Annotated in this window: 11 protein-coding genes; 5 read left to right on the top strand and 6 right to left on the bottom strand. The window is 71.8% G+C overall.

The features are described from left to right. Positions 1–49 precede the first annotated feature (49 nt). From fxsA to GA0115234_RS37200, 4 genes are all read right to left on the bottom strand, one after another. Positions 50–640 (bottom strand): FxsA family membrane protein, encoded by a 591-nt coding sequence (gene fxsA, locus GA0115234_RS37215; RefSeq protein ID WP_093550640.1) that lies wholly within the window; start codon positions 638–640, stop codon positions 50–52. 98 nt (positions 641–738) lie between these two features. Then, on the bottom strand, positions 739–1506 hold the full coding sequence (locus tag GA0115234_RS37210) for a polyprenol monophosphomannose synthase (RefSeq protein ID WP_093550607.1): 768 nt from the start codon (positions 1504–1506) through the stop codon (positions 739–741). Between the two features lie 551 nt (positions 1507–2057). After that, a complete protein-coding gene (locus GA0115234_RS37205; RefSeq protein WP_093550605.1) occupies positions 2058–3704 on the bottom strand; it encodes an amidohydrolase in 1647 nt (548 codons plus the stop codon). Between the two features lie 46 nt (positions 3705–3750). Next, the gene (locus tag GA0115234_RS37200; RefSeq protein ID WP_093550603.1) at positions 3751–4191 is read right to left on the bottom strand and encodes an Lrp/AsnC family transcriptional regulator; all 441 of its coding nucleotides are present in this window, start codon (positions 4189–4191) and stop codon (positions 3751–3753) included. A gap of 203 nt (positions 4192–4394) precedes the next feature. Between GA0115234_RS37200 and GA0115234_RS37195 the strand changes: the two genes are divergently transcribed. After that, positions 4395–4775: a hypothetical protein gene (locus GA0115234_RS37195; RefSeq protein WP_093550601.1), complete on the top strand. Its 381-nt coding sequence runs from the start codon at positions 4395–4397 to the stop codon at positions 4773–4775. Positions 4776–5206: 431 nt separating this feature from the next. Here GA0115234_RS37195 and GA0115234_RS37185 read toward each other — a convergent pair whose 3' ends face one another. Further along, the gene (locus GA0115234_RS37185; RefSeq protein WP_093550597.1) at positions 5207–6379 is read right to left on the bottom strand and encodes an acyl-CoA dehydrogenase family protein; all 1173 of its coding nucleotides are present in this window, start codon (positions 6377–6379) and stop codon (positions 5207–5209) included. A gap of 375 nt (positions 6380–6754) precedes the next feature. Between GA0115234_RS37185 and GA0115234_RS37180 the strand changes: the two genes are divergently transcribed. From GA0115234_RS37180 to GA0115234_RS37165, 4 genes are all read left to right on the top strand, one after another. Further along, complete coding sequence (locus GA0115234_RS37180; RefSeq protein WP_093550595.1) at positions 6755–8032, top strand: glycoside hydrolase family 18 protein; 1278 nt, start codon at positions 6755–6757, stop codon at positions 8030–8032. A 150-nt stretch (positions 8033–8182) separates the two neighbouring features. Then, positions 8183–9631, top strand: coding sequence for an argininosuccinate synthase (argG, locus tag GA0115234_RS37175; protein WP_093550593.1), 1449 nt, complete (start codon positions 8183–8185; stop codon positions 9629–9631). 216 nt (positions 9632–9847) lie between these two features. Continuing rightward, positions 9848–11221, top strand: coding sequence for an alkaline phosphatase (locus tag GA0115234_RS37170; RefSeq protein WP_093550591.1), 1374 nt, complete (start codon positions 9848–9850; stop codon positions 11219–11221). A 77-nt stretch (positions 11222–11298) separates the two neighbouring features. Beyond that, positions 11299–12120 (top strand): ECF transporter S component, encoded by an 822-nt coding sequence (locus tag GA0115234_RS37165; RefSeq protein ID WP_093550589.1) that lies wholly within the window; start codon positions 11299–11301, stop codon positions 12118–12120. Here GA0115234_RS37165 and GA0115234_RS37160 read toward each other — a convergent pair. Continuing rightward, the gene (locus tag GA0115234_RS37160; RefSeq protein ID WP_093550587.1) at positions 12029–13270 is read right to left on the bottom strand and encodes an ATP-binding protein; all 1242 of its coding nucleotides are present in this window, start codon (positions 13268–13270) and stop codon (positions 12029–12031) included. The two genes, GA0115234_RS37165 and GA0115234_RS37160, sit on opposite strands and share 92 nt — an antisense overlap. Between the last annotated feature and the right edge of the window lie 35 nt (positions 13271–13305).

Below are 13305 nucleotides of genomic sequence, written 5' to 3'. Positions count from 1 at the left end.
TGTCGCGTCCCGTCCGCCGCGGTCGAGCGGCGGACGGGCTCGCCCGTTCTCAGGGGGTCAGCGGCGGACGGGGACCCTCGTCGGGGCGTGCGCCCTGCTGTGCGCCGTCCTCGCGGACGACCTCGCCCTGCACGACCTTTCCGTCCGGCCGGTGGATCCGGGCCTGCTGGAAGGCGTCGGAGAGGCTTCCGGGGCTCGCGGCCCGCATCCGGCGTTCCAGCGACCGCTCCGCGTACCGGCCGAGCCGGGAACGGACCGGCGGCACGAGCAGCAGCAGCCCCGCCACGTCCGAGACGATCCCGGGGATCATCAGCAGCAGTCCACCGAGCATCAGGAAGCCGTTGCCCCTGCCGCCCGAGCCGGTGGCCGGTGCGGCGTCGGCGGCCCCGGGCTGCCCCGGCATCCGCTGGAGCGTCTCGGTGAGGTTGCCGAAGGCCCGGCGGCCGGCCCGCTTCATCACGGCGGCACCGAGCACGATGCCCGCCGCCAGGAGCAGCAGCACGGTGAATCCGCCCGCCGCGTCGGCCACGACGGTGAGCAGCCAGATCTCCAGCACCGCCCAGGCGGCGATGGCGAGGGGGACGAAGGTACGGGCGCGGGAGCGCTTGGGGGCGGTCGGGTGCGGTGTGCCGGTCGTCATGGTCCCCAGTGTGCCCGTACGGGCGTCCGAGTGGCACAAGGGGGTGATCATGGGCGGCGGATCCGATGCCCGCCGCCGGTGGCCGCGGGCACGGCGGATCAGATCGCCTTGCGGCCCAGAACCCGGTTCGTACGGGAGGTGACACCCCAGGACGTGACCCGCCAGAGCGCCTCTACCAGGATGTCGCGGCTCATCTTGGAGTCACCGACCTCCCGGTCGACGAAGGTGATCGGCACCTCGACGACGTGGTACCCGGCCTCGACGGCCCGGCGGGCCAGGTCGACCTGGAAGCAGTAGCCCTGCGAGGCGACCTGGTCGAGGCCGAGGCCCTCCAGGGTCTCGGCGCGGAAGGCCCGGTAGCCGCCGGTGACGTCCCTGGTCCGCAGCCCGAGGAGGAGCCGTGAGTACGTGCTGCCGCCGCGGGAGATCATCTCGCGGGACTTGGGCCAGTTGACCACGCGCCCGCCCGGCACCCAGCGCGAGCCGAGCACCAGGTCGGCGCCCTTGAGCGCGGTGAGCAGCCTGGGCAGCTCCTCGGGCTGGTGGGAGCCATCGGCGTCCATCTCCACGAGCACGCCGTAGCCGTGCTCGGTGCCCCAGTGGAAGCCGGCGAGATAGGCCGCGCCGAGTCCTTCCTTGCCCTTGCGGTGCAGCACCTGGACCTGGCCGTCCCCGGCGGCGATCTCGTCGGCGATCTTGCCGGTGCCGTCCGGGCTGTTGTCGTCGGCGACCAGGATGTCGGCTTCCGGCACAGCGGCGCGCACCCGGCTGACGATCGGCTTGATGTTCTCGGCCTCGTTGTAGGTCGGAATGATCACCAGGATTCTGCCGAGCGGGCCGTACCGCCTCTGACCGCCGTCGTTCACTTACTGCCCCTTAAGTCCGTACGCAGGTGCCCACCTTATCCAGCGTGCGGCACCCCCTCGCCGACGCGGTCGGACAGGGCCGGACACCGCCGGGGACAGAAGGACGGAAGTACGGACAGAAACACGGGTACGAGCACGGACGGGAACTACGGATGGGGGCCCGGCGCCCTTCGGGCCGACCTGGGACCCGCTGGCTGCGGGTCGACCTAGAGCCGTTGTCTACTGAACGTCCGGGCCCCATCCGGGTCGCACCGCCGTCCGGCTGAAACCTTCCCTCGCCCCCGAGGCGCGGGCGCTGAACCTGGCTGTCAGGGGTGGTGCGCCGGTGCGGCACACCACCCCATGACCCAGCGGCGTTCGACGACTGCGTGGTGGTTCAACCGGTCGGACGTCCTGTGGTGGACCCGGCAGAACCTACCGGCCGGTGGGCGCGTTCTGTCAATAGCCGTCTGACCTGCAATATTTACGAAAGTTGCCTGGTCAGTAGTGAAGATCCGCAGGTCGCGGCGGAACGGGGCCCACCACCGGTGACGATGCGAAATGTCCGCACGTCACTCGTTCGGCCGTGCATAGACCGTTTGTCCGAGGACCACGGTCCGCAGGCAGACCGGCAGTTCGGCACCGGGGGTGAGATCGGGCAGGCCGGGCGTTCCCGAGCGGGGGTCCGTCGACCAGCGGGCGACCCGGTCGTCCGGGGCCTGGACCACCAGGTCAGCGGTGCGCCAGACCGCGTAGTCGGCCGGGGCGCCGGGCACCAGGGTCCCCGCGTCGTCACGGCCGACGGCCCGCCAGCCGCCCCGCGTGTGGGCGGTGAAGCCCGCCCGTACGGAGATCCGGTGCTCGGGCGTGCGATGGAAGGCGGCGGCCCGTACGGTGCCCCACGGGTCGAGCGGGGTGACCGGGCTGTCGGAGCCGAAGGCCAGCGGCACACCGGCGCGCAGGAGCTCCGCGTACGGGTTGAGGGTCCTGGCCCGCTCGACGCCGAGCCGCTGGGCGTACATGCCCTCCTCGCCGCCCCAGGCCGCGTCGAAGGCGGGCTGGACGGAGGCGGTCAGACCCAGCTCCGCGAAGGCGGCGACGGTCTCGGGAGTGAGCATCTCGGCGTGCTCGACGCGATGCCGGGCGCCCCGGATCCGGGGCAGGCCGAGCTTCTCGGCGGCGGCCCGGACCCCGTCCACCACGGCGGAGACCGCCGCGTCCCCGATGGCGTGGAAGCCTGCCTGGAGCCCCGCCTCGGTGCAGGCGGTGACATGGGCGGCGATCTGTGCCGCGTCCAGGTGGGCGGTGCCCGTGCCGCCGGCCGGGCCGTCGGCGTACGGCTCGTGCAGGCAGGCGGTGTGCGAGCCGAGCGAGCCGTCCACGAAGAGGTCCCCGGCCGCTCCGACGGCGCCGAGCTCCCGGATCCGGCGGGCGTCCTTCTCGTCGGCGACCCGCTCGGCCCAGTAGCCGAAGACCCGCGGCCCGTTCTCGGCGGCGGCGAGCTTCAGCAGTGCGGCGAAGTCCTCCTCGTCGGAGATGTCGGGGCCACCGCACTCGTGGACGGTGCCGATGCCGAGCGAGGCGGCGTGCCGCAGGGCGGCGCGCTGGGCCTCGGCGCGCTGGCGCGGCGAGACGGCGCCGTGGGCGGCGGAGCGGACCGCGTGGTGGGCGGCGCCCGTGAGCGGGGCGTCGGGGTGGTAGCCGGTCAGTCCGGTGACGCCCGGGACCAGGTCGAGCAGGGCGGTGGTGGCGACCGCGGAGTGCACGTCGACCCGGGGCAGGTAGACCGGCCGCCCGCCGGCCGCCCCGTCGAGCTCGCCGCGCGACGGGGGCCGCTGCTCGGGCCAGCGCGTGGCGTCCCAGCCGTGGCCGAGGACCACCCGGTCCCCGGGGTGCGCGGCCACGTACGCGCGCAGCAGGCCGAGCGCCTCGCCGAGGGTCCGACTGCCGGACAGATCGAGGCCGGTGAGCGCCAGGCCGGTCGATGTGGTGTGCACATGGGCGTCGGTGAACGCGGGGGTGACCAGCGCACCGTCGAGGTCGATCACCTCGTCGACGCCGCTCGCGAAGGCGTCGGCGGCCCCTTCCGAGCCCACCCAGGCGACATGGCCGCGTTCGACCACCATGGCGGTGGCGAAGGGGTCGGCGGGGCTGTGGACGTCTCCACCGCGCAGCAGCACGGTGCGGTGTTCGCTCTGGGGGGCGGTGCTCTCGGTCATGGGACCAGTCTCGCGCCTGCCCGGAGCCGCGCGGTCCGCGACCCCCTCAGATCCGCGGCGGCCGGGCCTCGTACGGGGTGGACAGCACGACGGTGGTCCGGGTGGAGACACCGGCGAGCGAGCGGATCCGGGTGAGCAGGTGCTCCAGCTCCAGCGGCGTGGCGACACGCACCTTGAGGATGTAGTTCTCGTCACCCGCGACGCTGTGGCACGCCTCCAGCTCAGGGACCTCCGCGAGCCGCTCGGAGATGTCGTCCGGCGCGCTCGGGTCGAAGGGTTTCACCGAGATGAACGCGGTGAGCGGCAGGCCGATGGCCTCGGGGTCGACGACCGCGGCGTAGCCCCGGATCACCCCGCGCTGCTCCAGCCTGCGGACGCGCTGATGAACGGCCGATGTGGACAGGCCCGTGGCCTTGCCCAGGTCGGTGTAGCTCATCCGCCCGTCCCTGACGAGCAACTCCACGATCTGTCGGTCCAGCTCCTCCATACGGATCAACCTATTGCCCCGGGTCCCTCCAGGCACAGCCGCAGGGGCCACGGAGGGGTAACTGTGGCGGGCATGTGACGAATGCCACAGGTTTACGGGTGGGTAGCCGCCCACCTCGCGGTTACGGCCGATGCGCGGAGGGAAGTGCTTGCTGTGGTCGAGGCCGTGTCGCCTGGTCGGCCCACCTGAGGGGGGAATTTCCCATGCAGAGCCTGAAGCTCACCGGACGTACCGAACCGGATCCTGTCGAGGACACCGCTCCCGACGCGTACGACACCTTCGAGATGTACCGGGTGATCTGCCCGGACTGCGCGCAGCCGATCGCGCTGCTGGCGGACGAGGACGTACTGCCGGAGCACGCGCTGTGCCCGACGCCGTGGAATCCGTTCGTGCTGACCGTCTGCGCCGGTACGGGCCGCGCGGCGGCGCAGTCGCGGCCCGCCGACGACTCGCTCGACGCCCAGGAGCAGGAGACGGGCCTGCTGTTGACGCTCCCTCAGGGGCTCGACTGGAGAATGCAGCCGTTCTCGCACGCCGGCGGCCCCGGCTCGCGTCCGCTGCGGATGCGCCGCGACGCCGCCTGACGGCAGCCCCCGCACCCGCCCGAAGCCCTGCGCCGCACCACGACGGCCGACCGACGTGGTGCCCGCGGTGAGGACCCGGCAGGCCCGGGGACGGGGCGAACGGGCTCTCGATTCGGCCCGGCAGTGACCAGGGCCCGCCCCGCGCCGTTGGCCAGGTATGACCCTGCTGCACTCAACGGCCGGTCCCGGCCGTCGCCGCCTCGCCGCTCCCACCGTCGAAGAATCGGTTCCGCAGCCCGGTGTGCAGCCGGTGCCCCGGCCCGCGTCTCCCCGTTCGGAGCCCCGGCCCGTGCCGCACTCCACCGATCCGCCCATCTACCGGGCCCTGCTGCGTCATTGGGAGAGCGCGGACCGGACCCTGCCGGGCCGCCACGACCAGGAGTGGAACCGGGTCATGACGACGCCGGTGTGGTCGGACCGGCCGCCGCGGGTCAGCGCGTCTCAGGACCTGCGAGGTGGCGCGCGATGACCATCCGCTGGATCTGATTGGTGCCCTCGACGATCTGCAGCACCTTGGCCTCGCGCATCAGCCTCTCGACGGGGAAGTCGAGGGTGTAGCCGTATCCGCCGAGCACCTGGACCGCGTCGACGGTGACCCGCATGGCGGTGTCCGTGCAGAAGAGCTTGGCCATGGCCGCCTGGCGCGAGAAGGGCTTGTCCTCGTCGCGGAGCCGGGCCGCCTCCAGGTAGAGCGCCCGGCCCGCCTCGATCTGGGTGGCCATGTCGGCGAGCATGAAGCGCAGTCCCTGGAAGTCCGCGATGGGGCGGCCGAACTGCTGCCGTCCGGCGGCGTAGCCGACGGCCTCGTTCAGGGCCGCCTGGGCGACGCCGATCGCGCAGGCGGCGATGCCGAGGCGCCCGGAGTCGAGCGCGGACAGGGCGATCGCGAAGCCCTGGCCCTCCTCGCCGATCCGGCGCGCGTCGGAGACCCGGACGCCGTCGAAGTTGAGCTGGGCGGTGGGCGAGCCCTTCATCCCCATCTTCTTCTCGGGGGCGGCGGCTTCGAGCCCCTCGGCGTCGCCGGGCACCAGGAACGCGGTGATCCCACGGGCGCCCTCGACTCCGGTGCGGGCCAGGACCGTGTAGAAGTCGGCGACTCCACCGTGGGTGATCCACGCCTTGGTGCCGGTGATCACCCAGTCGTCGCCGTCCCGTGCGGCCTTCGTACGGAGCGAGGCGGCATCGGAGCCCGCGGCGGGCTCGGAGAGGCAGTAGGCGCCCAGCAGGCCCCCTCCCAGCATCGCCGGGAGGTGTTCGGTCCGCTGCTCCTTGGTGCCGTATCCGGCGACCGCGTGGCAGGCGAGGGAGTGGACGCTGACGCCGAGGCCGACGGTGAGCCGGGCGGCCGCGAGCTCTTCGAGGACCTGGAGGTAGACCTCGTACGGCTGGTCGCCGCCGCCGTAGGCGGAGTCGTAGGGCAGTCCCAGCAGTCCGGAATCGGAGAGCAGGGTGAAGACCTCGCGCGGGAACCGGCCCGCTTCCTCCTCCTCGGCCGCCCCGGGCGAGATCTCCCGCTGGGCGATGTCGCGGACGAGCGCGACGAGTTGCCTGGACTCCTCGGTGGGCAGACGGCGTTCCACCACGTGCGGGGCACGGTCGGTCATGACGGCGCTCTCCTCCCTGTCGGGCGTTGCGACGGTCGCGCGCGCGAGGGGTGTGGGCGGCGCCGCCGTGGGTTTCCGGGCGGGCCCGGAAAAGCACTGCTGCTCAGCCGACGCCGCCCCCTCGGATTACGAGAGCTGCTGGCCGGCGGCTGTGGCGGCTTGAGTATGCCCGATCGGACGATATCCGTCACGGGGTGACCGGGCGACTCGGCACCGGGCGCGGCGATCACCGGAGTTGGTCCGAACCATTGACCCGACTGGTCTAGTCCATCTACGGTTCCCACCGGAACGGCCTTTGCACGTTCATGCCAAGTCCACGCGATGGCCGACCGCCCGCCCCCCACAAGCAAGTTCCCTCCCCCACGAGGAGACATGATGTTCGGACCTCACCGTCCCCGCGCCCGCTTCCGGGCGTTCGCCGCAGCCGTCTGTACCGCCGCCCTCGGCGCCACCCTGCTGGGTGTCGCGGGCACCGCGTCGGCCGGCACCACCCCCACCTCCACCACGCGGGCAGCGGCTCCCGCGGCCGCCGACGCCACCCCCACGGCAGCCGGCAGCAAGGTGGTCGGGTACTTCACCAACTGGGGTGTGTACCAGCGCAATTACCACGTCAGGAACATCGAGACCTCCGGCTCGGCCGACAAGCTCACGCACATCAACTACGCCTTCGGCAACGTCACCGGCGGCAAGTGCGCGATCGGCGACTCCTACGCCGACTACGAGAAGGCGTACACGGCCGACCAGTCCGTCGACGGCGTGGCGGACACCTGGGACCAGGATCTGCGCGGCAACTTCAACCAGCTGCGCAAGCTGAAGAAGCTGCACCCGGACCTCAAGATCATCTGGTCGTTCGGCGGCTGGACCTGGTCCGGCGGCTTCGGCGAGGCCGCGAAGAACCCGGCCGCGTTCGCCGACTCCTGCTACAGCCTGGTGGAGGACCCGCGCTGGGCCGATGTCTTCGACGGCATCGACATCGACTGGGAGTACCCCAACGCCTGCGGCCTGACCTGCGACACCAGTGGACGCGAGGCCTACGGCAACCTGCTGGCGGCACTGCGCGCCAAGTTCGGGACGAACAACCTGGTCACCTCGGCGATCTCCGCGGACGCCTCCGACGGCGGCAAGATCGACGCGGTCGACTACGGCGGCGCGGCGCAGTACGTCGACTGGTACAACCCGATGACGTACGACTTCTTCGGCGCCTGGGACGCCAAGGGCCCGACCGCCCCGCACTCGCCCCTCACCTCCTACGACGGCATCCCGAAGGACGGCTTCAACAGCGAGGCCACCATCGCCAAGCTGAAGGCCCAGGGCATCCCCGCCTCGAAGCTGCTGCTCGGCATCGGCTTCTACGGCCGCGGCTGGACCGGCGTCACCCAGGACGCACCCGGCGGCACCGCCACCGGAGCAGCCCCCGGCACCTACGAGGCCGGCATCGAGGACTACAAGGTCCTCAAGAACAGCTGCCCGGCCACCGGCACCGTCGCCGGCACCGCGTACGCCCACTGCGGCACCAACTGGTGGAGCTACGACACCCCCGCCACCATCTCCACCAAGATGGCCTACAAGAACCAGCAGGGCCTCGGCGGCACCTTCTTCTGGGAGCTCAGCGGTGACACCACCGACGGAGAGCTGATCAAGGCGATCGACTGACGGTCGCCCGTTCCACCGAGCATCGATCAGGGCCGCGCGGCCGGGCGATTCGCCCGGCCGCGCGGTGCGTCACCGGGGAGCACCGGCCGCGGCGCGCCCGCCCGACCTGGCGATGTTGCATGATCATGCGAAGTGATGCATAGTCTTCCTATGTCCAAAGTCCTCACCTCCCTCCCCACCGGCGAGCGCGTCGGCATCGCCTTCTCCGGCGGGCTCGATACCTCCGTCGCCGTCGCCTGGATGCGTGACAAGGGTGCCGTCCCCTGCACGTACACCGCCGACATCGGCCAGTACGACGAGCCCGACATCGCGTCCGTGCCCGGCCGCGCCTCCGCGTACGGCGCCGAGATCACCCGGCTCGTCGACTGCCGTGCCGCGCTGGTCGAGGAAGGGCTGGCCGCGCTCGCCTGCGGCGCGTTCCACATCAGGTCGGGCGGGCGCCCGTACTTCAACACCACGCCTCTGGGGCGGGCCGTGACCGGCACGCTGCTGGTGCGGGCCATGCTGGAGGACGGGGTGCAGATCTGGGGCGACGGCTCCACGTTCAAGGGCAACGACATCGAGCGGTTCTACCGGTACGGGCTGCTCGCCAACCCGCACCTGCGGATCTACAAGCCCTGGCTGGACGCGGACTTCGTCACGGAGCTCGGCGGCCGCAAGGAGATGTCCGAGTGGCTGCTCGCGCACGGGCTGCCCTACCGGGACTCGACGGAGAAGGCGTACTCCACGGACGCCAACATCTGGGGTGCCACGCACGAGGCCAAGACCCTGGAGCACCTCGACACCGGGGTCGAGACGGTCGACCCGATCATGGGCGTGCGGTTCTGGGACCCGTCGGTGGAGATCCTCACGGAGGACGTGACGATCGGCTTCGACCAGGGCCGCCCGGTCACGGTCAACGGCAAGGAGTTCGCCTCCCCGGTCGACCTCGTGATGGAGGCCAACGCGATCGGCGGCCGCCACGGCCTCGGCATGTCCGACCAGATCGAGAACCGGATCATCGAGGCCAAGAGCCGCGGCATCTACGAGGCGCCCGGCATGGCGCTGCTGCACATCGCCTACGAGCGCCTGGTCAACGCGATCCACAACGAGGACACCCTGGCGGCGTACCACAACGAGGGCCGGCGGCTCGGCCGGCTGATGTACGAGGGCCGCTGGCTGGACCCGCAGGCGCTGATGATCCGCGAGTCGCTCCAGCGCTGGGTCGGCGCGGCCGTCACCGGCGAGGTGACGCTGCGGCTGCGGCGCGGCGAGGACTACTCGGTCCTCGACACCACGGGCCCGGCGTTCAGCTACCACCCGGACAAGCTCTCCATGGAGCGCACCGAGGACTCGGCGTTCGGCCCGGTGGACCGGATCGGCCAGCTCACCATGCGGAACCTGGACATCGCCGACTCCCGCGCGCGGCTGGAGCAGTACGCGGGCCTGGGTCTGGTCGGCACCGGCCACCCGACGCCGATCGGCGCCGCCCAGGCCGCCTCGACCGGCCTGATCGGCGCCATGGACCAGGGCGGCGCCCAGGCGATCGCCTCGCGCGGCGAGACCACGGACGAGGAGACGATGCTGGACCGGGCCGCGATGGAGTCCGGCACGGACTGACACCGGCCACCGGGCGTACGCACCCGGTCGGCGGGCCCCGGCGGATTCGTTCCGCCGGGGCCCGCTGCCGTGCGGCCGGGGCCGCCGGGGCGCCGGTGGGCTCCGATGCCATGTTCCGGCAGGACGGACGCGATCTCCACGTCACCGACGGTTCACCCGCCGCTGATGAGCTGCTCTCCGTCGGTGCTCCCCGCCGACCGGATCAAGGAGATTTGCATGCCCAGACAGCGCCTGTCCCGCAGCCACCTGATAGCCACCGGTGCGGTCATCGCCGCCACCGCCACCGCCGCGGTCGCCCTCACGGCGACGGCCGGTGCGTACGGCACCAAGGAGCACGCGAAGGACGCCATCAAGGGCGGCAAGGCGAAGAACGTCATCCTGCTCATCGGTGACGGCATGGGCGACTCGGAGATCACCCTCGCCCGCGACTACACCGTGGGCGCGGCCGGCCGCCTGAACATGGACAAGTTCCCGCTGACCGGCGCCTACACGACGTACGCGGTACACGCGGACGGCACGCCGGACTACGTCACCGACTCCGCGGCCAGCGGCACCGGCTGGGCCACCGGCGTCAAGACCGTCAACGGGCGGATCTCCAAGACGCCGCGCACCGACAAGGCCGTGCCGACCATTCTGGAACTGGCGCAGAAGGGCGGCTACGCGACCGGCTCGGTGACCACCGCCGAGCTGACCGACGCCACCCCGGCCGTCCTCGCCTCGCACGTCACCGACCGCTCCTGCCAGGGCCCCGCCGACATGGCCAAGTGCCCCACCGACACCATCGCCAAGGGCGGCCCCGGCTCCATCGCCGAGCAGAGCGTGAACCACAAGGTCGACGTCCTGCTCGGCGGCGGCAAGCAGCGCTTCGACCAGAAGATCACCCAGGGCAAGTACAAGGGCCTGACCGTCACCGAGCAGGCGCGGAAGCTGGGTTACCAGGTCGTCACCGACAACTCTGCCCTGAAGAAGGTCAAGGGCGGCAAGCCGGTGCTCGGGCTCTTCGCGTCCGGCAACGTCGCGACCGAGTGGACCGGCAAGACCGCCGCGGTGGGCGGCACCGCCCCCCAGCGCTGTGTCACCTCCAACCCGGGCCGGCCCGCGGGCACCCCGAACCTCGCCGACCAGACCACCAAGGCCATCCAGCTCCTTGAGGCGAAGCAGAAGCAGAAGCACAGCAAGAAGGGCTTCTTCCTCCAGGTCGAGGGCGCGTCGATCGACAAGCAGGACCACGCGGCCGACCCGTGCGGCCAGATCGGCGAGACCGCGGCCTTCGACCGTGCGGTGAAGACGGCCCGCGCGTACGCCGCCAAGCACCCCGACACCCTCGTCGTCACCACCGCCGACCACGGTCACAGCAGCCAGATCGTGCCCCTGGAGGCCCAGCCGCCCGGCCTGTCCTCCACGCTGGTCACCGACGAGGGCCAGCAGCTCAAGGTGAACTACTCGACCAACCCGCCCGGTGAGTCGCAGGAGCACACCGGTACCGAGGTCCGGATCGCGGCGCAGGGCCCCCAGGCCTACCGGGTCCTGGGCGTCACCAACCAGACCGACCTGTTCACCACGATCCGCGAGGCGCTCCGGGTGCGCTGACCGCTCCGGTGACTCGTCCTTCGGCCCCGTCGGCCCCCGCAAGGGGTGCCGACGGGGCCGAAGCCGGACCCCGACTCGTGAGCACGTACGCCGCGGCCATTCGCCTGCGCCCCCGGGCCGGGGTCGTCATCGCCCTGGCCGCCGCGCTGGGCGTCGTCGCGTTCTTCTGGCCCTTCCTCGTCGCGCCCGGCACGTTCGGCTCGAACTGCACCCCGCTCCTGGTCTTCGGTGCGCTGCTGGTGATCGTGCTCTGTGTGGTGATCTCCGAGATCGCCGAGGGCGGCATCAACTCCAAGGCGCTCGCCATGCTGGGCGTGCCGTCCGCCGTCAACGCGGCCGTCCGTCCCCTCGGCGCAGGCACGGCCGGCACCGAGACGGTGTTCTTCATTCTCGTTCTCGCGGGCCTGGTGTACGGCTCCGGTTTCGGCTTCACCCTCGGGTGCGCCTCCCTCTTCGCCTCCGCTCTCATCACCGGCGGCGTGGGCCCGTGGATGCCGTCCCAGATGTTCGGCTGCGCCTTCGTCGGCATGCTCGCCGGGTTCCTCCCCCGGGCGACGGGTCGCAGGGAGGTCCTCATGCTGGCCGTCTACGGCTCGCTCTCCGGCTACTTGTTCGGCTTCCTCCTGAACCTCTCCTTCTGGCCGTTCTCCCTGGACTCGAACAGCTCGATCGCCTATCTGCCGGGGCTGCCGTTCACCGAGCAGTTCCAGCGCTACATCGCCTTCGACCTGGCCACGTCCCTCGGCTGGGACACCGGTCGCGCCGTCACCAATCTCGTCTGCGTCACCCTGGCCGGTCCTGCCGTTCTCACCGTCTTCCGCCGCGCCGCCCGCAAGGCCCGTTTCCAGACTCCGGTCCGCTTCGCACGTCGCGATGCGGGCCCGGACGCGGCTGCCTGACGACCCGTCCGGCGACGACCTCGGCCTGCTCCGGGTGGCCCTCCAGCCATCTGCCGATGTGGTCCCGGACCGCCTCCGCGACGCAGCCGCGCACTGCGGCGCCGCCCAGCTGTCCGTGCGTGGCGCCGTGGAACTCCGGGTGGTCCAGCTTCACCGACACCACCGCCGTCAGCCCCTCGCCGATCTGCTCGGGGCCGAGGCCGGGGTCGTCGGCCGTGAGCAGTCGCCGCTGCCGCGCGTACGAGGTGAGTGCGGCCACCACCCCGTCACGGAACCCCCGCACATGGGTGCCGCCTTCGGGGGTGGGGGCGCTGTTGGCGAAGCTCCGGATCCGCTCGTCGCCGGAGTCGCACCACCGCAGGGCCACCTCCACCGCCCCCGCCATCCGCGGGTCCTCGCAAGCGAAGCCGATGACGTCCGGCTGGACGGGATCCCCGTCCCGCGCGCCGCCGAGGAAAGCGACGAAGTCCCTTGCCCCATGCGGGAATTGAAACCTCACCGGCTGGGATTCGCCGGAGGCACGTTCGTCGGTCAGGGAGATGCGGAGGCCCTGGTTCAGGAAGGCCAGCTCCCTGAAGCGCTCCGCCAGCACGGCGAACGAGCAGGTCGCCGTGCCGAAGATGCCGGTGTCGGGCCAGAAGGTGATGCTCGTCCCGCTTCCGGTCGCCGGCCCTGCGGCCGTGAGCGGGGTGAGCGCGACGCCGCGCGCGTACTCCTGGACCCGGCGCACCCCTTCGCGCCGCACCTCCGCCGTCATGCGGCTGGACAGGGCGTTGGTGACGCAGGGCCCCATGCCGGAGAGGCTCACAACCACGGTGTGGCGGCCGCCGCGCCAGGCCCCGGGGCGGGTGCGGGTCAGCAGGGATTCGAGACCGGGCCCGTCGGTGTCCCCGGCGGCATCGTCGGCGGGGACACCCGGCCCGTCATCGGTGACCCGTACGCCGCCGTCGGACGTGAGGGTGACATCGACGGCTCCGGCACGCCCGGCCAGGACCTCGTCCACCGACCGGCCGACGACCTCGAACACCAACTGGTACAGGCCGCGTTCACTCGTCGATCCGATGTACATCCCGGGCCGCTTCCGTATGGCTTCCGCCCCCTCCAGCACCTGGATGCGGCTGGCGTCGTACCTGGTGGCATCCTCACTCACGGACTCCTCCTCCGATGATGTCCGGCAGAGCTCCC

This window comes from Streptomyces sp. DvalAA-43, assembly GCF_900091725.1.
GTDB classification, from domain to species: Bacteria; Actinomycetota; Actinomycetes; order Streptomycetales; family Streptomycetaceae; genus Streptomyces; species Streptomyces pulveraceus.
The sequence above is the reverse complement of the archived record's forward strand: the minus strand, read 5'-3'. Positions and strand labels throughout refer to the sequence as shown.

Excerpts from the sequence above, each read along its gene's own strand:
- fxsA (WP_093550640.1), bottom strand. The coding sequence starts at position 640 with ATGACGACCGGCACACCGCACCCGACCGCCCCCAAGCGCTCCCGCGCC.
- GA0115234_RS37205 (WP_093550605.1), bottom strand. The coding sequence starts at position 3,704 with ATGACCGAGAGCACCGCCCCCCAGAGCGAACACCGCACCGTGCTGCTG.
- GA0115234_RS37200 (WP_093550603.1), bottom strand. The coding sequence starts at position 4,191 with ATGGAGGAGCTGGACCGACAGATCGTGGAGTTGCTCGTCAGGGACGGG.
- GA0115234_RS37195 (WP_093550601.1), top strand. The coding sequence starts at position 4,395 with ATGCAGAGCCTGAAGCTCACCGGACGTACCGAACCGGATCCTGTCGAG.
- GA0115234_RS37185 (WP_093550597.1), bottom strand. The coding sequence starts at position 6,379 with ATGACCGACCGTGCCCCGCACGTGGTGGAACGCCGTCTGCCCACCGAG.
- GA0115234_RS37180 (WP_093550595.1), top strand. The coding sequence starts at position 6,755 with ATGTTCGGACCTCACCGTCCCCGCGCCCGCTTCCGGGCGTTCGCCGCA.
- argG (WP_093550593.1), top strand. The coding sequence starts at position 8,183 with ATGTCCAAAGTCCTCACCTCCCTCCCCACCGGCGAGCGCGTCGGCATC.
- GA0115234_RS37170 (WP_093550591.1), top strand. The coding sequence starts at position 9,848 with ATGCCCAGACAGCGCCTGTCCCGCAGCCACCTGATAGCCACCGGTGCG.